General features: G+C 69.8%; 21 protein-coding genes. 14 read left to right on the top strand and 7 right to left on the bottom strand.

Annotated elements, in window-relative coordinates:
• Positions 1-70 precede the first annotated feature (70 nt).
• Together AB0M51_RS12555 and AB0M51_RS12550 are read right to left on the bottom strand one after the other, a co-directional pair.
• Entirely contained in the window at positions 71-793 is a 723-nt protein-coding gene (locus AB0M51_RS12555) for an endonuclease/exonuclease/phosphatase family protein (protein WP_363749276.1), read from the bottom strand.
• 79 nt (positions 794-872) lie between these two features.
• Complete coding sequence (locus AB0M51_RS12550; RefSeq protein ID WP_363749274.1) at positions 873-2,045, bottom strand: zinc-dependent alcohol dehydrogenase; 1,173 nt, start codon at positions 2,043-2,045, stop codon at positions 873-875.
• Between the two features lie 92 nt (positions 2,046-2,137).
• On the opposite strand from AB0M51_RS12550, the gene AB0M51_RS12545 reads away from it, so the two are divergent.
• Positions 2,138-2,491 (top strand): hypothetical protein, encoded by a 354-nt coding sequence (locus tag AB0M51_RS12545; protein ID WP_344187704.1) that lies wholly within the window; start codon positions 2,138-2,140, stop codon positions 2,489-2,491.
• Between the two features lie 49 nt (positions 2,492-2,540).
• Here AB0M51_RS12545 and AB0M51_RS12540 read toward each other — a convergent pair whose 3' ends face one another.
• Positions 2,541-2,684, bottom strand: a complete 144-nt coding sequence (locus AB0M51_RS12540; protein ID WP_344187705.1) for a GPGG-motif small membrane protein — start codon at positions 2,682-2,684, stop codon at positions 2,541-2,543.
• A gap of 126 nt (positions 2,685-2,810) precedes the next feature.
• Between AB0M51_RS12540 and AB0M51_RS12535 the strand changes: the two genes are divergently transcribed.
• The 11 genes from AB0M51_RS12535 (at position 2,811) to AB0M51_RS12485 (ending at position 9,683) form a co-directional block, all read left to right on the top strand.
• Positions 2,811-4,121 (top strand): cytochrome P450, encoded by a 1,311-nt coding sequence (locus AB0M51_RS12535; protein WP_363749272.1) that lies wholly within the window; start codon positions 2,811-2,813, stop codon positions 4,119-4,121.
• 121 nt (positions 4,122-4,242) lie between these two features.
• Entirely contained in the window at positions 4,243-5,133 is an 891-nt protein-coding gene (locus AB0M51_RS12530; protein ID WP_363749270.1) for a hypothetical protein, read from the top strand.
• Positions 5,134-5,139: 6 nt separating this feature from the next.
• A complete protein-coding gene (locus AB0M51_RS12525; protein ID WP_363749268.1) occupies positions 5,140-6,237 on the top strand; it encodes an SRPBCC family protein in 1,098 nt (365 codons plus the stop codon).
• Positions 6,238-6,269: 32 nt separating this feature from the next.
• Complete coding sequence (gene gvpJ, locus AB0M51_RS12520) at positions 6,270-6,728, top strand: gas vesicle protein GvpJ (protein WP_344187709.1); 459 nt, start codon at positions 6,270-6,272, stop codon at positions 6,726-6,728.
• A complete protein-coding gene (locus tag AB0M51_RS12515; RefSeq protein ID WP_363749266.1) occupies positions 6,725-7,462 on the top strand; it encodes a GvpL/GvpF family gas vesicle protein in 738 nt (245 codons plus the stop codon). The genes gvpJ (AB0M51_RS12520) and AB0M51_RS12515 overlap by 4 nt, the downstream gene beginning before the upstream one ends.
• Positions 7,463-7,465: 3 nt before the next feature.
• A complete protein-coding gene (locus tag AB0M51_RS12510) occupies positions 7,466-7,708 on the top strand; it encodes a gas vesicle protein GvpG (RefSeq protein ID WP_344187711.1) in 243 nt (80 codons plus the stop codon).
• 6 nt (positions 7,709-7,714) lie between these two features.
• Entirely contained in the window at positions 7,715-8,188 is a 474-nt protein-coding gene (gvpO, locus tag AB0M51_RS12505) for a gas vesicle protein GvpO (RefSeq protein WP_363749264.1), read from the top strand.
• 5 nt (positions 8,189-8,193) lie between these two features.
• Positions 8,194-8,502 (top strand): gas vesicle protein, encoded by a 309-nt coding sequence (locus AB0M51_RS12500; protein ID WP_344187713.1) that lies wholly within the window; start codon positions 8,194-8,196, stop codon positions 8,500-8,502.
• Positions 8,495-9,262, top strand: a complete 768-nt coding sequence (locus AB0M51_RS12495) for a GvpL/GvpF family gas vesicle protein (protein WP_344187714.1) — start codon at positions 8,495-8,497, stop codon at positions 9,260-9,262. Before AB0M51_RS12500 ends, AB0M51_RS12495 begins: the two co-directional genes overlap by 8 nt.
• Positions 9,259-9,414 carry a gas vesicle protein GvpJ gene (gene gvpJ, locus AB0M51_RS12490; RefSeq protein ID WP_344187715.1) on the top strand — a complete coding sequence of 52 codons (156 nt, stop codon included), beginning with the start codon at positions 9,259-9,261 and terminating at the stop codon, positions 9,412-9,414. The genes AB0M51_RS12495 and gvpJ (AB0M51_RS12490) overlap by 4 nt, the downstream gene beginning before the upstream one ends.
• Positions 9,411-9,683 carry a gas vesicle protein K gene (locus AB0M51_RS12485; RefSeq protein WP_344187716.1) on the top strand — a complete coding sequence of 91 codons (273 nt, stop codon included), beginning with the start codon at positions 9,411-9,413 and terminating at the stop codon, positions 9,681-9,683. The genes gvpJ (AB0M51_RS12490) and AB0M51_RS12485 overlap by 4 nt, the downstream gene beginning before the upstream one ends.
• Positions 9,684-9,694: 11 nt before the next feature.
• Here the strand turns inward: AB0M51_RS12485 and AB0M51_RS12480 are convergent, their stop codons facing one another.
• The 3 genes from AB0M51_RS12480 to AB0M51_RS12470 are packed head-to-tail and all read right to left on the bottom strand — an operon-like array spanning position 9,695 to position 15,442.
• Positions 9,695-10,774 (bottom strand): enolase C-terminal domain-like protein, encoded by a 1,080-nt coding sequence (locus AB0M51_RS12480; protein WP_344187717.1) that lies wholly within the window; start codon positions 10,772-10,774, stop codon positions 9,695-9,697.
• Positions 10,775-10,799: 25 nt separating this feature from the next.
• Entirely contained in the window at positions 10,800-12,587 is a 1,788-nt protein-coding gene (locus AB0M51_RS12475; RefSeq protein ID WP_344187718.1) for a thiamine pyrophosphate-requiring protein, read from the bottom strand.
• Positions 12,584-15,442 (bottom strand): FAD-linked oxidase C-terminal domain-containing protein, encoded by a 2,859-nt coding sequence (locus tag AB0M51_RS12470; RefSeq protein WP_344187719.1) that lies wholly within the window; start codon positions 15,440-15,442, stop codon positions 12,584-12,586. The genes AB0M51_RS12475 and AB0M51_RS12470 overlap by 4 nt, the downstream gene beginning before the upstream one ends.
• Here AB0M51_RS12470 and AB0M51_RS12465 point away from each other — a divergent pair.
• A complete protein-coding gene (locus AB0M51_RS12465; protein ID WP_363749260.1) occupies positions 15,337-17,019 on the top strand; it encodes a sugar porter family MFS transporter in 1,683 nt (560 codons plus the stop codon). The two genes, AB0M51_RS12470 and AB0M51_RS12465, sit on opposite strands and share 106 nt — an antisense overlap.
• 18 nt (positions 17,020-17,037) lie before the next feature.
• The gene (locus AB0M51_RS12460; RefSeq protein WP_363749258.1) at positions 17,038-17,703 is read left to right on the top strand and encodes a hypothetical protein; all 666 of its coding nucleotides are present in this window, start codon (positions 17,038-17,040) and stop codon (positions 17,701-17,703) included.
• Between the two features lie 59 nt (positions 17,704-17,762).
• Here the strand turns inward: AB0M51_RS12460 and AB0M51_RS12455 are convergent, their stop codons facing one another.
• Entirely contained in the window at positions 17,763-18,659 is an 897-nt protein-coding gene (locus AB0M51_RS12455; protein WP_363749256.1) for a LysR family transcriptional regulator, read from the bottom strand.
• Between the last annotated feature and the right edge of the window lie 3 nt (positions 18,660-18,662).

Here is an 18,662-nt window from a genome sequence, read left to right as displayed (position 1 = left end):
CAGCTAGCGATCGAGCCGCCTCGGTGCCCACGCCGTACACGCGTATGCACGACGAGCGCAGCCCCCGCCATCAGGCGACGGGGACGTCGGCGACGACGGCGTAGTGGTCGGACGGTGGGGAGCCGTGGTCCTCGTCGAAGCCTGTCAGGCGGGAGGTGACGGGGTCGGCGTTCGCGAGGATGTAGTCGATGCGGTGGTCCTCGAGCCACTCTCCCCTGCCCAGGTAGGGATTGCGGGAGCTGTACGTGATCCCGTCGTACGACTGCCGTTGCCAGCAATCCTCGAGGACGGCGAGCAGCGGCTCGAGCTCGGGACCACCGGGCGGAGCGTTCAGGTCGCCGGCCACGATCACCCCGTCGCCGCGGGCCTTGAGCTCGGACACCAGCTCGGCAAGTGAGGTCGCCTGGGCGAACCGCTGCTCCTGGTGGTCCTCTTCCCAGTCCAGGCAGCTCGTGATGAAGTGCAGGCTCTCCGTTCCCAACCGGATCTCGGCCCGCAGCGCGACGGTTCCCGTCGAGAGCGTGTGCCGCTCGACATGCCAGAGCGGGAAGCGACTGAGAATCCCGAGCCCGAGATGTACGTCGGGATCCGGATCCCGCGGCATCCGCGACGGCGCGAACACCGACGTCATGCCCAACTCGAACCCGAGCAGCCTGGGCTGCGCCTGGTCGTCACTGCGCCAAGTCTCCTGCAGAGCAACGAAATCGGGCCGTTGCGCGCGCACCGTCTCGGCAATCGCCCGCTGCCTCCGCAGCCACCGGTCCCCGAACCGTCCCCAGACGTTCCACGTCATGAACCTCACTGCTTTCTCACCTTCCTCGGATCACCCCACCGGTACCCGAGAACCCCGGGCACACGCCCTCAGCCGTGGTTCATGGGTGCAACAACACCTTCACGGCGCCGTCCGCCTTCTGCTGGAAGGTTTCGTACGCCTTCGGGCCCTCCGCGAGCGGCAGGTGGTGTGTCGCGAACGTGTCGACGTGCAGCGGGTCCTCGTCGGTCAGCAGCGGCATGATCTGCCCGCTCCAGCGCCGTACGTTCGCCTGCCCCATCCGGAGCTGGAGCTGCTTGTCGAAGATCGTCAGCATCGGCAGCGGGTCGGCGGCACCGCCGTACACCCCGACCAGTGAGATCGTGCCTCCGCGGCGGACCATGTCGACTGCGAGCAGCAGCGCGGCCATCCGGTCCACGCCCGCCTTCTGCATGAACGAGCGCTGGATCGCGTTCGGCAGCAGTCCCGCCGCCTGCTGGGCGATCCGCCCCGCGGGCGAACCGTGGGCCTCCATCCCGACCGCGTCGATCACCGCGTCGGGTCCGCGGCCGTCGGTACGGTCCCGGACCTGGTCCGCGACGTCGTCGCCGTACTCCAGGGTCTCGACGCCGTACGTCCGGGCTCGGCCCAGACGTTCGGGCACCAGGTCGACCCCGATCACGCGGTAGCCGCGGTGCAGCGCGATCCGGCACGCCATGTCGCCGATCGGGCCCAGCCCGAGCACGGCGACCGTGCCGCCGTCCGGGATCCCGGCGTACTCGACGGCCTGCCAAGCGGTCGGAAGCACGTCGGACAGGTAGACGAACCGGTCGTCGGGCGGACCGTCCGGTACCTTGATCGGCCCGTACTGCGCCTGCGGCACCCGCAGGTACTCCGCCTGCCCGCCCGGCACCTGCCCGTACAGCTTGGTGTAGCCGAACAGGGCGGCGCCCATGCCCTGCTCGCGGACCTGCGTCGTCTCGCACTGCGTCTGCAGCCCCTGCGTGCACATGAAACAGGACCCGCACGCGATCTGGAACGGCACCACGACCCGGTCCCCCGGCGGCAGCCGGCCCACCTCGGACCCGGTCTCCTCGACGACTCCGATCACCTCGTGACCGAGCACGTCGCCGACGTCCAGGAACGGACCCATCACCTCGTACAGGTGCAGGTCCGACCCGCAGATGCCGCTCGACGTAACCTTCACGATCGCGTCCGTCGGTTCCTCGATCCGCGGATCCGGTACGTCGCCGTATCCGATCTCACGCTTGCCCTGCCAGGTCAGCGCCTTCATATGGCCTCCTTTGCGCGGATCGGTGCCCACGGCGCGCGGCGGCAACCGCACGGGAGGCGCTTGGAGTGCGTCGCGCCGGGCACCGGGCGGCCATGACCGTGAAGTTGAACGAGAAGGCGTTCGAGCACGCGAAGTACCTGGTGCGGAAGGGGCAGACCACCAAGGACGAACGGGACGACTGGAGTGAGCACGCGCCGACGGCCGACGAGCAGAACGCTTATCTGGATCGGCACGGCTGGCGGGACTACGGGCTCTGGTTCCTCGGCGTCGACACCGAGATGGACGACGAGACCAAGGGGCACTACGAGTTCCCGTACGGCGACTTCCGGCGGGTGCACCGCTGCGGCGTGATCAGCGCCGAGTCGCGGGCCGCGCAGTACGACCATCCGGACATCCAGCGGGCGCTGGCCGAGATCCACGAACTCCTGGACGGCGGGCACGCCTGAGAAGGCGCCCCCATGCGGAGGAACGACATGGGGGCGCCTGGATCGGTGGTCAGGTGAAGATGCTGACGCCGCCCGGACCGACGAGCAGCCCGATGACGATGAGGGCGATGCCCCACAGCACTGCACCGCGGAACAGCGACACGATTCCGGATATCACCAGAATCACCGCGATGATCCACAGAATGAATTCCATGATCGCTCCCCTTGAATGAGCCGGGACGCTGCCCGGCGGAATACCCGTGCCGGATCTGCCGGTGCCCGTGGCGGCCGTACTCAAACCCAGGGGTTTCGGTGCGGAATGCGCGGACACCGGAGGAGCATGTCGAATCTTCTGCCATCCGCATCGGCGCTGGACAGCGGCCGGATCCTGCGCGACATACTCGGCCCGATGGTCGCCCAAGGCGCCATTCTCCGGCGACCCCGGATCGGCACGCTGGCCGAGCGGCTGAACGTCGACGACCGCGCGCTGCGCCGCGTCCGGCGGCTGCGGGCCCGGTACGGCGACGGCCCGGTGCTGCTCCGGGTCGCGGGGCGCACGATCGGGCTCGTGCTGGCTCCCGAGGACGTCCGCCGGCTGCTCGCCGAGACGCCCGAGCCGTTCGCGGCGGCGGCCGGTGACAAGGTCGGCGCGCTGACGCACTTCCAGCCGCACGCGGTCCTGGTCACCAACTCGTCATTGCGCGCCGGGCGGCGCGAACTGAACGAGCAGGCGCTCGACAGCCACCGTCCCGTTCATCGGCACGGCCACCGGTTCGTCGAGGTGGTCGGCGAGGAACTCGACGCACTGCACGCCACGGTCGGCTGGGACGAGTTCCGCGCGATCTGGTCCCGCGTCGTACGGCGCATCGTGCTCGGCGACACCGCCGGCGACGACCTGGAGATCACCGCACAACTCGACCGCCTGCGCGCCGACGCCAACTGGGCGCAATTCGGTCCGGATCACGAAGTTCTCCGCAGCCGGTTCCTCACGAACATCGCGCAGTACGTCGAAAAGGCCGAGCCCGGGAGCCTCGTCGCGTCTCTCGATCGCGGGCAGGAGGCACTCGACCCGGCCGGGCAGGTACCGCACTGGTTGTTCGCGTTCGACGCGGCCGGTATCGCGCTCTGGCGGCTCTTGGCCGTGATCGGGTCCCGTCCGGAGCTGCTCGAACCGATCGTTGCCGAGGCGCGCCATCCGGAGACCTCACCGTTGCTCGCGCAGGCCGGTGCCGCGGTCCAGGAATCGTTGCGGCTCTGGCCGACGACCCTCGTCGTACTGCGGCAGGCGAGCGAGCCCACCGTGTGGCGGGACCGGGTCGCGCCGGCCGGGACGGAGTTCGCGATCGTCAGCTCGGTGTTCCATCGCGACGACGAGGCGCTCGCGTTCGCCAACGACTTCGAGCCGGCCGTGTGGCTCGACGGGCGGACGGACGGGGCGTGGCCGATCATCCCGTTCAGCGAAGGGCCGGCCGGGTGCCCGGGGCGGAACGTCGTACTGCTGACCGCGAGCGCCGCTGTCGACCACGTCGCGGCGCGGTACCAGCTGGACGTCGACCCGCACACCCGTCGGCGACTGGCCGGCGCAATGCCCGGAACATTCAATCACGCGGATATTCGGATCGGTTTCTGGCGAAACAATCGTATGAATTAAAAATGCCGCCGGAATACGTCCGGTGACGCTCCGCATTTCCGTTCCGGGAAGTGTTTCGGTGGGGTTCCGGCGGGCACCGCCGGTCCGGGTCACGGGGCAACGACTTGTGAGGGAGAATCCGATGAACACGACCGCGAAGATCGCCGCGGCGGTCGCCGGCGGGTACCTGCTCGGCCGGACCAAGAAGCTTCGGCTGGCAGTGCTGATGGGCGGGATGCTGGCCGGTAAGCGGATCGCCGCCGATCCGGCCGCGATCGCGGGGCAACTCACCGACCTCGTGGAGCGGAACCCGGAGCTGTCGCGGTTGTCGGGGCAGGTCCGCGGCAAGCTGCTGCAGGCGGGACGCGAGGCAGCCGTCGCCGCGGCCAGCCACGGCCTCGACCGGGTGAGCGACTCGATCCACGATCGCACCGGCCGGCTGCTGTCGCGCGGCTCCGGGAACGACGAGCCGGACGACGAGTACGACGAGGCGGAGGAACCGTACGACGACGAACCCGAGGACGGGTACGACGACGAGTACGAGGATGAAGAGGAAGACTCCGGGGACGACGAGGACGTCGGGGACGAGGAAGACGCGGCCGACGAGGAAGACGCTGGGGACGAGGAGGAAGCGGGGGCCGCCGACGAGCCGGAGCGCCGCGGAGGCCGCCGGTCCCGGCCGTCGGCCGGACGGCGCCGCGGACGGGACAGCGGACAAGACAGCGGGCGGGACAGCGGAGAAGGCGGCGGGCGGGGACGGCGCCGTACCGCGGCGTCGACGTCGAAACGGGCGAGCGGTTCGAGTACCGCGAAGCGGACGAGCGGGTCGGGTACGTCGAAGCGCGCGAGCGGTTCGGGTACGGCGAAGCGCCCGGCCGCGAAGAAGGCTGTCGCCAAGAAGACCGCGGCAAAGAAGACCGCGGCGAAGAAGGCGACGGGCCGGCCGCCCGCGAAGAAGACGGCCGCGAAGAAGACCCCGGCGAAGAAGACCGCCGCGAAGAAGGCGAGCAGCACCTCGCGGAAGCGTGGGTGACCTGTCATGGCCGAACAGAACACACGCAGCGGTCGTGGCGGGGCCGACCGTAGCGGTGGCAGCCATAACGGTGGCGGCGGGCTCGAGGTGGCGTCGCTGCTCGAGGAGTTGCCGGTCGACAGGCTCAAGGGCGAACTGCAGGACGCCCTCTCCGCAGTGGTCGAGCGGGCGATCGAGGCGGCCACCGGCAAGGTCGGCGATCTCACCGAGCGGCTCACGGACGTCGCGGACGGCGGCAGCCTCCGGGAGAGCTTCGGCGGCGGATCCGAGGGCGAGTCCGGCGGCGGGCTGAAGGGGTCGATGGTCGCCGGAGCCCTCAAAGGCGGGCTTGAGAACGTCAAGGACAAGCTCACCGGCGGTTCCTCCGGGAACGGCGCGGGCAAGGCCACCAAGGCGACCAACATCATCGAGCAGATCGACGTCGGCGTGCCGCTCGACGTCGCGTACGACCAGTGGACGCAGTTCCAGGACTTCCCGGACTTCATGAAGAAGGTCGAGAGCGTCGAGCAGGAGTCCGACGAGAAGCTCACCTGGCGGGCGAAGATCGTCTGGTCGCACCGGACCTGGGAGGCGACGATCCTCGATCAGGTGCCGGACGAGCGGATCGTCTGGCGGTCCAACGGCCAGAAGGGGCACGTCGACGGCGCGGTCACGTTCCACGAACTCGCGCCGAACCTGACCCGGATCCTGGTCGTTCTCGAGTACTACCCGCAGGGGCTGTTCGAGCGGGTCGGGAACATCTGGCGCGCGCAGGGCCGCCGGGCCCGGGCGGAGCTGAAGCACTTCCGCCGGCACGTGATGACCCGGACCATCCTCGCCCCGGACGAGCTCGAGGGCTGGCGTGGAGAGATCCACGACTCCCAGGTCGTCCGCGGCCACGACGAACCCGAACCGGACGACGAGGACGACGCCGACGACCAGTACGACGAGGACGAGGACGAGTACGACGCCGACGACCAGTACGACGACGAAGGCGACGAAGGCGACGCGGACGAGTACGACGAAGGCGACGAGGAAGAGGACTCGGACGAGTACGGCGACGACGAGTACGACGAAGAGGACGAGGGCGACGAGCGCGAGCGGCGCGGCCGCCGGGCGAGCTGACACCGACGATCGACTGGAAGGGGTAGGTACCCATGACCGTTTCGGCGGTTGGACAACGCCGCTCCGGCGGCTATCTCGAACGGCCGGCACCGAGCAGTCTGGCCGACGTGATCGACACGATCCTCGACAAGGGCCTGGTGATCGACGCGTACGTGCGCGTCTCCCTGGTCGGCATCGAACTCGTCACGATCGACGCCCGGATCGTCATCGCGAGCGTCGACACCTACCTGCGGTTCGCTGAGGCCACGAACCGCCTCGACCTGTACCAGCAGGGCGGCGAGAGTCTGCCCGAAGCGGTCCAGGACATGCAGCACCGCGGCGCCGAGGGCCGGACCCGCGGCATCCTGAGCGGCGCGAAGGACGCGGCGAAGGATGCCCTGTTCGGCGACGACAACGACGAGGACGAGGACGAAGAGCAGGAGGCCGAGCCGCGCAGGCCGCGCCGCCGGTCCCGTGAGTCGACCTCCCGCCGGAGGAGGTCCGGCGAATGACCGACGAGCTGTTCTACGTCTACGGCGTCACGTACGACGACGTGGGCCTGCCCGACGACCTCCAAGGGCTCGACGACAGCCCGGTCGACCTGGTGCGCAGCGGGCGGCTGGCCGCCGTCGTCAGCGGGCTCGGCACCGGCCACCGGCTCGGGCGGCGCCGGCAGCTGCTGGCGCACAGCCGGGTACTGGACACGGTCGCGCGGCAGTCCCCGATCGTTCCGCTCCGGTTCGGCACTGTGGTCGAGACGCGCTCAGCCGCCGTAGAACTGCTCGATGCCGCCGAGGACCGCCTCGTGCCGCTGCTGGACAGCCTCGCCGACACGGCGCAGTTCACGTTGCACGCACGGTACGACGAGGAGAAGGTGCTGGCCGAGATCGTTGCCGAGGACCCGCAGATCGCCGACCTGCACCGGCAGACCCGCGGTGCGGCGGACGACACGACGTTGAGTGCGAGGTTGCGGCTCGGGGAGCTCGTCGCGGCGGCGCTGGAGCACAAGCGGGCGGCCGACGCGCCGGTCGTGCTGGAGCCGATCGCGAAACATGCGGTGGCGCACAGCGTGCGGCGGCCGACCACGGACGTCGAGCGGCTGGTCGATGCCGCGTTCCTCGTCGACCACCGGCAGACGCAGCAGTTCGACCAGGCCGCGGAGGCGGTCGCCCGGGCGCTGCACGGACGGGTCCGGCTGCAGCTCGTCGGACCGACCGCGCCGTACGACTTCGTCACGGAGCTCTGACGCATGGGACTGCTGACAGGAGTGCTCTCGTTGCCGCTGGCACCGATCCGGATGACGGTCGCGGTCGCCGAGCAGCTGCGGCAGCAGGCGCTGCAGGAGTACTACGACCCGGACCGGATCCGGCGGCAGCTCGACGAGATCGACCGGGCGCGGGCGGACGGAACGCTCGCCGACGCCGAGGCCGACGCGCTCGAGGAGGAGCTGATCGACCGACTGGTCGAGGGCAGATCCGAAGGGTTCGGGTGATCGGTCGTGGCAGCCCCGCGGAAGAGCACGACGCCGAGGAAGACGGCGGCGAAGAAGTCGGCGACACACAGCAGTGCGGCGCAGAAGCGCTCTGCGGCGAAGAGCACGGGGGCCGAGAACACAGAGGCCAAGAGCACGGCGGCGAAGAGTACGGGGGCGAGGAAGGCGCCGGCCAAGGCGCGTCCCGCGGCCGCGGCACCCTCGAGGGACGGTGCGCGGCTGCGGGACGTCGTACTGCGCTCGACCGGTGAGCTGGCCGAACTCATCGGGCTGCAACCCGAAGGAGTCGTGGCCGTCGAGCTGGACGGTGACGGTGGCGACGACCGGCAGTGGCGGGTCCAGGTCGAGGTCGTCGAGTCGCACCGGATCCCGGAGACGACCGACATCCTCGCCATCTACGAACTGGTGGCCGGCAGCAACGGTGAGCTGCTGTCGTACCGCCGGCTGAGCCGTTATGTCCGCGGGCGTTTCGAGGAGTGACAGCGATGAGCACCATTGAGAGGCAGCCGCTGGGCGGGTACGCGGCGACCCGGCCGCAGGCCGACAGCCTGGCAGATCTGCTGGAACGCGTTCTGGACAAGGGTGTGGTGATCGCCGGTGACATCCGCGTCGACCTGCTCGAGATCGAGCTGCTGACGATCCGGATCCGGTTGCTGCTGGTCTCGGTCGACAAGGCGGCCGAGATGGGCATCGACTGGTGGACCCGTGATCCGATGCTGTCCGGTTCGGCGGACCAGGAGGAACTCGAGCGGCTCCGCCGCCGTGTCGAGGAGCTGGAGGCAGACCATGAGTGACACCGCCTCGTACGTGTACGCCGCCGGCCGCGCGGTCGGCGAGCTGTCCGGCATCCGCGGCCTGCGCGACGCCCCGCTGCGGGTCGTCCGCTGCGGCGGCCTGGACGCGATCGTGAGCAGTGTCGACCTGCAGGAGTTCGGCGAGGCGCCGCTTCGCGAACATCTGGAGGACCTCGGCTGGCTCGAGGAGGTGGCGCGGAGTCACGACCGCGTCGTGCGGGCGGTGTGGTCCGCGACCGGCGCGGTGGCGCCCTTCCGGCTCGCGACGATCTGCACCACCGACGACGCCGTACGCATCCGGCTCACCACGCGGTACGACGAACTCGCGGCCGCCCTGGACCGGGTCGCCGGACGCAGCGAGTGGACGGTCAAGGCGTTCCGCCCACTGGTGTCCGGCACAAGCGCCGGAGCCGGCACCGGAACGAGCACTGCCACGAGTGGTACGACGTACTTGATGCGGCGACGTGAGCAGCTCGATCAGCAACGACAGGCGGCCGTGGACGCGCAGGCGGTTGCCGATGACATCCATCGACGGTTCGCGGGCGCGGCCGACGCGTGCCGGCGGTTGCCGCCGCAGGACCGGCGGTTGACCGGGTACGACGAACCGATGATCCTGAACGGCGCCTACCTGGTCGACGACCGCGAAGGCGAGCGGTTCCGGTCGACCGTCGAGGCGTTCGCCCTCGGCCTGTCCGACGTCCGGCTCACGGTCGACGGGCCCTGGCCGCCGTACTCGTTCACGTCGCTGGAGTCGGCGTGAGCGAAGTCGCGCTGGTCGACCTGCTGGACCGTTTGCTCGGCGCGGGCGTCGTCCTGGCCGGCGATGTCGTGATCTCGATGGCCGACGTCGATCTGGTCGAGATCCGCCTGGCCGCGCTGATCCGGACGATCACCGAGGAGCCTGCCCGATGAAGCAACGCATCGAAGCCGACGCGGAGACCGTCGAGCGCGAACTGTTCCGCCTCGTGCTGACGATCGTCGAGCTGATCCGCCAGCTGATGGAGCGCCAGGCCGTCCGCCGCATCGACGACGGCGGCCTGTCCGCCGACCAGATCGAGGAGCTCGGCCTCGGGCTGATGCACCTGGAGGAGGCCGTCACGTCGCTGCGGACGCGCTTCGACCTCACCCCCGAGGACCTGAACCTCGACCTCGGCCCGCTCGGCTCGCTACTCGGCGACTGATCCTTACATCCTTACGCGACCCGGTACGTCGCGGCCGCGAGCGGGAGCCACGTCATGCCGTGCCCCGGCGACTCGGACGGCGTCGCCGTACCGCCGGCCGGTGCCGGCAGGCCGTCGAACAGCATCGACTCGATCCGGGTGTGGTCGTGGAACCACTCGAGATGCCGCAGGTTCGGTACGGCGGACAGCGCCGCCAGATGCAGCCCCGGGGCGCAGTGCCCCGACAGCTGCAGGCCATGGGCCTCGGCGACAGCGGCGATCCGCAGCAGCTCGGTGATACCGCCGCAGCGCGTCACGTCGGATTGCAGACAATCGACCATCGGACACATCCGGGCGAAGTACGCCAGGTCGTACCCGTACTCCCCCGCCGTCACGTCGATCCCGGTCCGGTCCCGCACCACCCCGAGCCCGGCGAGATCGTCCGACGACACCGGTTCCTCGAACCACGTCACGCCGTACGACGCGAGCCGCTCGGCCACCCGGCACGCCTGCCCGACCGTGTACCCGCCGTTCGCGTCCACGTACAGCTCCGCATCGGCGCCGATCAGGTCCCGGGCCTGCGCGACCCTCGCCAGGTCCCGGTTCTCGCGTGTCCCCCAGCTCTCCCCGATCTTGATCTTGACCCGCGGTATCCCCTGCTCGGCCCAGCCGGTCAGCTGGTCCGCGAGCTGCCGGTCGTCGTACGTCGTGAACCCGCCGCTGCCGTACACCGGCACGCTGTCGTGCACCGCGCCGAGCAACCGGTGCAACGGCAACCCGAGCAGCCGCGCCTTCAGGTCCCACAGCGCGCAGTCGACCGCCGACAGCGCCATCCCGCCGACGCCCGGGCGGCCGATGTTGCGCAGCGCGGACCGCATCGCGTTCCACGATCCGCCGACGTCCATCGGGTCCCGACCCTGCACCACCGACGCCAGATCATGGCTGACCACGGTGGCGCAGGCCGGCGACCCGTACGTCCAGCCGGTCCCGGTCGCGCCGTCGGCCGAGACCTCGACCAGGACCAGCGTCGTGCTGTCCCAGGCGAACGTCCCGTCGCCCTCCGGCGCGTCGGTCGGGATCGTGTACGCCGATGCGCTGACGCTCCCGATCATGACAGGCCGATCATGACAGGGCCGGTCACGACTTGCCGGGCAGGAACTCCTGCACCTTGGACTTCACGCCCTCCTTGATCATCGCGGCCCGATCGCTGTCACCCCGCACGATCGACTCGAGCGCCTTCTCCATCTGCTCCCAGGTCGCGTGCGGCGGGATCGGCGGTACGGCGGGATCGGTCCGGAACTCGACGACGCAGGGCCGGTCCGCCGCCAGGGCCTCCTCCCAGGCCGGCCCGACCTCCTCCGGCTTCTCGGCCGTCACCCCGTGCAGCCCGAGCAGCTTCGCGTACCCGGCGTACGGGAACTCCGGCAGCTCCTGCGACGGCAGGAACTGCGGCGACCCGCCCATCGCCCGCAGCTCCCAGGTCACCTGGTTCAGGTCGTTGTTGTGCAGGACCGCGACCACCAGCCGCGGGTCCGCCCAGTCCTTCCAGTACTTCGCGATCGTGATCAGCTCGTTGATCCCGTTCATCTGCATCGCGCCGTCGCCGACGAGCGCGTACGCCGGCCGGTCCGGCAGCCCGAACTTCGCGCCGATCACATACGGCACACCGGGTCCCATCGTCGCGAGCGTCCCGGACAGCGAGCCGCGCATGTCGCCGCGGATCTTGATGTGCCGCGCGTACCAGTTCGCCGCCGACCCCGAGTCCGACGCCAGGATCGCGTCCGACGGCAACCGGTCCGACAGCTCGTGGAACACCAACTCCGGGTTGATCGGATCCGCGGACGTGTGCGCCCGCCGGTCCATCACCTGCCACCAGCGCCGCACGTTGCTCTCGATGCCCGACCGCCAGGACCGGTCCTGCTTGCGCTGCACCAGCGGGATCAGCGCGCGCAGCGTCCCGGCGGCGTCCCCGACCAGGTTCACCTCGAACGGGTACCGCATCCCGATCATCGTCGGGTCCAGGTCGATCTGGATCGCCCGGGCCTTCCCGAACTCCGGCAGGAACTGCGTGTAGGGGAAGTTCGACCCGACCATCAGCAACGTGTCGCAGTCCATCATCAGCTCGTACGACGGCCGGGTGCCGAGCAGTCCGATCGAGCCGGTCACCCACGGGAGCGCATCCGGCAGCACGTCCTTGCCGAGCAGGGCCTTCGCGACCCCGGCGCCGGTCAGCTCGGCCAGTTCGGTCACCTCGTCGACCGCGCCGCGCGCACCCTGCCCGACGAGGATCGCGACCCGCGAGCCCTCGTTCAGGATCTCGGCGGCACGGGACAGCTGGTCCGCTGCCGGCACCGGTGCCGACCAGTTCAGGTCTGTGCTCGACGGCACCATCTTGAACGCGTGCGACGGCGCCGTGTACTCGAGCTCCTGCAGGTCCGACGGGATGATCAGCGCCGTCACGGTACGGCGCGCCGCCGCGATCCGGATTGCCCGGTCGAGCACGTTCGGCAGCTGCTCCGCGACCATCACGGTCTCGCAGTAGGCGGACGCGACGTCCTTGTAGAGCGTCTGCAGGTCGACCTCCTGCTGGTAGCTGCCGCCCATCGCGCTGCGGGCGGTCTGACCCACGATCGCCACCACCGGCACGTGGTCGAGCTTCGCGTCGTACAGCCCGTTCAGCAGGTGGATCGCGCCCGGCCCGCTGGTCGCCGTACAGACGCCGACCCGGCCGGTGAACTTCGCGTAGCCGACCGCTTCGAAGGCGGCCATCTCCTCGTGCCGGGCCTGGACGAACCGGGGCTCGTTCCCCGCCTTCTGCCAGGCGGCGAGCAGTCCGTTGATACCGTCCCCGGCGTACCCGAAGACGTGGTCCACGTCCCATTCGCGCAGCCGTTGGAGTACGAAATCGGCAACTGTCGTGCTCATTGCAACCCTCCTGCCAGAAGTTCGGCGAGATGTACGGCCCGCCGGTCGGTGGCCTGTTCTATTTGCGTTCGGCAACTGAAGCCGTCGGCGACGATCACGGTGTCGTTGCCCGCGGCCCGTACCTTCGGCAGCAGCACGCGTTCGGCCGCCGCCATCGAGACGTCGTAGTGCCCGCGCTCGAACCCGAAGTTCCCGGCCAGCCCGCAGCACCCGGAGTCCAACTGCTCGCGGTCGATGCCGGCGCGCTCCATCAGGTCCGCGTCGGACGTCAGTACGGCGTGCTGGTGACAGTGCGTCTGCACCATCGCGTGCACGTCGAGCCGCGGCGGATCCCAGTCCTTCAGCAGCTCGGCGAACGTGACGAACTGCGCCGACAGCCGCCGCAGGTCCTCGTCCTCCGGCAGCAGCTCCGGCGCGTCCGACCGGAACACCGCGCTGCACGACGGCTCCAGCCCGACGATCGGCACGCCGGCGCGGATGTCGTCGCGCAGGACGTCGATCGTCCGCCGGAGCACGCGTTTCGCCGTACCGAGCTGGCCGGTCGAGATCCAGGTGAGTCCGCAGCACACCGGCCGCTCCGGGATCGTGACGTGGTAGCCCGCCGCCTCGAGCACCTGGACCGCGGCGCGGCCGACCGAAGGATGGAAGAAGTTCGTGAAGGTGTCCGGCCAGAGCACGATCCGGCGGCCGGGCGTCGGCGGGCGTTGCGAGAACCAGCGGGTGAACGACTGCTCGGCGAACGCCGGCAACCTGCGCTCGTCGGCGATACCGCCGGCCCGCTTCAGCAGCTTCGCGACCCGAGGCGTCTGAGTGGCGGCGTTCGCCAGCTTCGGTGCGCGGCTCGCGAGCTGCGCGGCAACCGGCAACCAGCCCATCGAGTAGTGCGCCATCGGCCGCAGCCGGTGCCGGTAGTGGTGCGACAGGAACTCGGCCTTGTACGTCGCCACGTCCACCCCGACCGGGCAGTCCACCTTGCATCCCTTGCAGGCAAGACACAGATCCAGCGCGTCCCGTACCTCGGTCGACCGCCAGCCGTCCGGGATCACCTCCCCGCGCACCATCTCGAACAGCAGCCGGGACCGCCCGCGCGGCGAGTGCTCCTCCTCGCGCGTCACCAGGTACGACGGGCACATCACCTCGCCCTCCGCCGACGACGACTGCCGGCACTTCCCGATCCCGACACAGCGCATCGCCGCTTTGCTGAACTTCCCGTCGTCGCGCGGATAGCTGAACTCGGTGGGCAACGGAGGGTGCGCGAAGGACGTGCCGAGCCGCAGGTGCGAGTCCAGCGGGTTCGGCTCGACGATCTTGCCCGGGTTCATCCGGTTCCGCGGGTCGAAGATCGCCTTGAACTCGCCGAACGCCCGGACCAGGTCCGGCCCGAACATCGTGGTCAGCAGTTCGCCCCGGGACTGCCCGTCACCATGCTCCCCGGACAGCGACCCGTCGTACCGCTTCACCATCCGCGCGGCCTGCTCCACGAAGTCGCGGTACCGCGCGATGCCGTCGGCGGTGCGCAGCTCGAACGGGATCCGGGTGTGCACGCAGCCCTGACCGAAGTGCCCGTACAGCGACGTCTCGGTCTCGTCGTACCCGAACCTGTTGAGCAGCTCGCGCAGATCGTGCAGGTAGTCACCGAGGTCGTCGGGGTGTACGGCGGAGTCCTCCCAGCCCTCCCAGTTCTCGTGCTTCGCGGCTGGGTGGGCGGTCGCGCCGAGACCGGCCTCCCGGAGTTCGATCAGTTGTTGCTCACGGCCCGGATCGTCGAGGTAGCTGATCGTCGCATCGCCGTCCTTCAGGTCGTCCATCAGCCGGTGCGCGGCCTGGTCCGCCTCCTCGAAGGTGTCGCCGGCGAACTGCACCATCAGCCAGCCGTGGCCTTCCGGCAGCCGTTCGATCGCGGTGTCGACGGTGTGCTCGTTGTGCTCGAGTTCGATCAGTATCTCGTCGAGCCCCTCGAGCTGCCACGGCTTGTGCGGCAGGATCCGGCGTACGGCGCGACCGGCGTCCTCCAGCCTCGGGTAGCCGAGCACGACCATCACCTGGTACTTCGGCACCCGGACCAGCTCGAGTTCCGCGTGCAGCACCGTGACGAGCGTGCCCTCGCTGCCGACCAGCGCCTTCGCGACGTCGAAGCCGTTCTCCGGCAGCAGCGAGTCGAGGTTGTACCCGGAGACCCGGCGCGGGATCTTCGGGTATCCCGTGCGCAGCTCGCCCAGGTACCGGTCGCGCAGGGCGGCCAGCTGCCGGTAGATCTCGGCCTGCCGGTCGTCGTCCGGTGTCGCCTCGTCCGCTGGCCCGACCCACATGCGGACGCCGTCGTACGTCAGCACCTCCAGCCGGCGCACGTTGTCGACGGTCTTCCCGTACGCCTGCGCGCTCGCCCCGCAGGAGTTGTTGCCGATCATCCCGCCGATCGTGCAGCTCTGGTGCGTCGACGGTTTCGGGCCGAACATCAACCCGTCCGGCGCGAGCGCCCGGTTCAGGTCGTCCAGGGCGATCCCGGGCTCGACCACACACGTCCGAGCGTCCACGTCGACCGAGAGCAGGTGGTTGCAGTACTTCGTCCAGTCGATCACGACCGCGGCGTTGGTGGTCTGCCCGGCCAGACTGGTACCGCCGCCACGCGACAGCACCGGCACGTCGGCCTGCCGGCAGACCTCGACAGCGGCCACCGCGGCGTCCACCGTCCGCGGCACCACCACCCCGAGCGGTATCTGACGGTAGTTGGACGAGTCGCACGAGTACGTTGCGAGCGACCCCGCGTCGAACCGCACCTCGCCGTCGACCGCCACCGCCAGCGCGCTCGCCAGCCTCTCAGGCGTGCGCGGGCTGTCGACCTCCACGTCTGCCACCACCGGCAACCTCCAGACCTCGACCGCGGACTGCGGTACCCGGGGCGGATCGCAGCAAACGCGTTTCGTGCGGTTTCCAGTGGTCACCGGGGAACGACAAGCCGATCGATCGAGGAGGCGCGTTCAGCATGGCGCCGCAGCAAGAATCGGCCGCCGGGGTGCTGGATCATCTCGACACCCGGGTGCCGACATCGTTCTACTGGTCACTGACCCTGCTCGCCACGGTCGGCGGGTTCCTGTTCGGGTACGACACCGCGAACATCGGGTCCGTCGTCAACTTCCTGCCCTGGAGCCTGGGCTCGCTCGCCCTCGGCTACCTGGTCGCCGGCGCCTCCATCGGGGCCGCGGTCGGCGCGCTCGCCGCCGGACCGACCTCGGACCGGCTCGGCCGCAAGTCGCTGCTGATCGTCGACGCCGCCATCTACGCGGTCGGCGCGCTGTTGTCCGCGTTCGCGTGGGACGCCTGGGTGCTGCTGTTCGCCCGCACGCTGATCGGTCTCGCGATCGGCGCCGACTCCGCGATCGCGACGGCGTACATCGCCGAATACGCCCCGAAGGCGCGGCGCGGCGCGCTCGGCATTCTGCAGCAGTGGATGATCACGGTCGGGATCCTGATCTCGTACGTCGTGGCGCTCGCCGTCCTCGTCCCGCTCCCCCAGCACGCCCGGTCCTTCGACTGGCGCCTGCTGCTCGGACTCGGCGCCGTACCGGCCCTGTTCGCGCTGGTGCTGCGGACCCGGATGCCCGAGTCGCCGCGTTGGCTGATGCGGCAGGGACGGTACGACGACACGCACGACGCGCTCGCCAAACTCGACATCGACGTCAGCGCCGAGCAGATCGAGCGCAGCGCCCACGAGATCGAGCGGCAGGAGGCACAGGCCGGCCGCAGCTCCCGGAACTGGACACGCGGCGTGAAGCGGGCGCTGATCGTGGTGTGCGTGTTCTTCGCGTTCCAGCAGATCACCGGGATCAACCTCACGTTCTACTACGGTCCGAAGCTACTGCAGCCCTATCTGCAGAGCGGCGGCGACAAGGTGCAGGCAGCGGTCGCGGCCGTCGCCGTCACCGCGCTGATGAGTGTGGTCAACGTCGTCGCGACGTACTTCGCCTTCAAGTTCGTCGACCGGGTCGGCCGCCGCAAGCTCGCCCTCGGCGGGTACGCCGTGATGTCGGTCGCGATGCTGATCGGCGCGGCCGGCGTCGCGTTCACCGGCGGGCTCACCCGGATCCTCCTGATCATGCTCGGCCTGAACATCTTCATCGCCGCGTTCGCGATCGGCGTCGGCGGCACCGGCTGGCTGATCCAGGGTGAGTACTTCCCGACCGCCGTCCGCGGCCGCGCCGCGGCACTCGGCGCCGCGGCCGACTGGATCGCCAACTTCGCACTGATCCTGCTGGTGCCGACAATGCTGAACGGCTTCGGGCTCGCCTGGCTGATGGTGCTGTTCGCCGTCCTGTCGGCGGTCGCGCTGCTGTTCGTGAACTCGTTCATCCCGGAGACCAAGGAGCTGTCGGTCGAGGAGATCACCGAGATCTTCGAACGTCAGGCCGCACACCAGCACCAGCCCGCGCACTGAGCAGGCGATACTTGGGCAATGGAGTTGTCACCTGAGCTCGATCGCGCGCAGTTGCGCGCGATCGAGTTGCTCCGCGAGGGCCACGCGGTCGTCGTGACCAATCCCAGTCCGATGACGTACGGCGTGGTCGCCCGCGACGCCCACGCGGTGAACCTTCTGAAGGGTCGTCCGGTCGACCAGCCGGTCGGGATCTCGGTGCACACCGAAGCCGCTCGCGATCAGCTGTTCCGGTACCTGGACCTCACCACCGACGCCCTCGCGGTAGTCGACTTCGCGCTCGCCGAGCGGATCACCGTGCTGGCACCGATCCGGCCGGACCCGACGATGCCCGAGTGGCTGGCGCCTGCGACGAGTGACGGATGGGTGCTGTTCTTCGACGGATCCTGGGGACCCCTCTGGCCGCTGTGGGGTTCCTTCCCGTTCCTGTACGGAAGCAGCGCCAACCGGACCGGTGGCTCGCCGGCCGCCTCCGCGGCCGAAGCCCGGGCGCAGTTTCCGGCCGGCACGGTCATCGTCGATGCCGACGACCGGCGTACACCGGCCACGACCTACGGCGCCAGCACGATCATCCGCGTCGACACGGACGGCCGGCTGACCCTACGGCGACCGGGTATCCAAGACCAACTGGCGGGCGGACCCGACGTACTCCTGGATCAACTGCGCGAGTTCAGATCCGCGACGTGAGCACCAGGTCGTGCATGTCCCGGAATCCACCACCATGCAGGCCGCAATCCTTGGCATGACTACTGGATCAGGCCGGCGAGGTCGTGGGCGACGGCGATCGCGATCTCTCGTGTCCGGAGTGCGAGTGGGGACTCGGTGCGGTTGGCAGGCCAGTACAGGGAAAGCTCGCGGTACGGCGACGGCTTCAGCGGGTGGATGCTGAGCTCGTCGTCGGCCCAGGCACCGGCGGCGTGCAGGGCGAGCCACGGCAGCACCGCCCAGCCGATGCCGACCCGGACCATCGACAGGATGGTTTCGTGACCCGGCGTACGGAAGACGAACCGCGGCTGTGCGCCGGCGCGGGCCAGCGTCCGCTCCAGCCATCGCTGGTGATAGGTGAGCGGCCAGCCGACCATCGGAACGTCGTCGAGCGCCTTCGCCCGGACCGGGCCGTCGGCGAACGTGCCTGACCGTGCCACCAGGAGGTACGGCTCCTCGAAAAGCTTGATCTGCTCGACCTCGCCCGCGACCGGGCCGTCGTGGAACAGCAGGTCGAGCTCCCCGATCCGGGGATCGTCCGGGGGCACCTCCGACAGCCTGATGTCGCAGCCGGGATGCTCGTCGAGCAGCCGGCGGATGACGGCCGGCAGGATCAGGTTCGACACGCTCTGGAAAGTGCCGATGTCGATCCGGCCGTTGCCCGCCCGGAAGCGGTCGACGGCGTTGGTCAGTGCCTCCGCCTTCGCCAGCAGCTCGCGACCATGGGCGAGGACCACTTCGCCCAGCGGGGTGATCCGGACAGCCCTCGGTCCGCCCGGCCGGTCGAAGACCTGGCCACCGACGGCCTTCTCCAGCGCGGCGATCTGCTGGCTGACCGACGATTGGGTGTAGCCGAGCCTGGCCGCCGCGTGCCCGAATGTTCGTTCCTCGGCGATCACTGCCATGGTCCGCAGGTACCGCAGTTCGACGTCGGCCACGGA

The sequence above is a fragment of the Kribbella sp. NPDC051137 genome, from assembly GCF_040682535.1.
In the GTDB taxonomy this organism is placed as follows: Bacteria; Actinomycetota; Actinomycetes; order Propionibacteriales; family Kribbellaceae; genus Kribbella; species Kribbella karoonensis.
The sequence above is the reverse complement of the archived record's forward strand: the minus strand, read 5'-3'. Positions and strand labels throughout refer to the sequence as shown.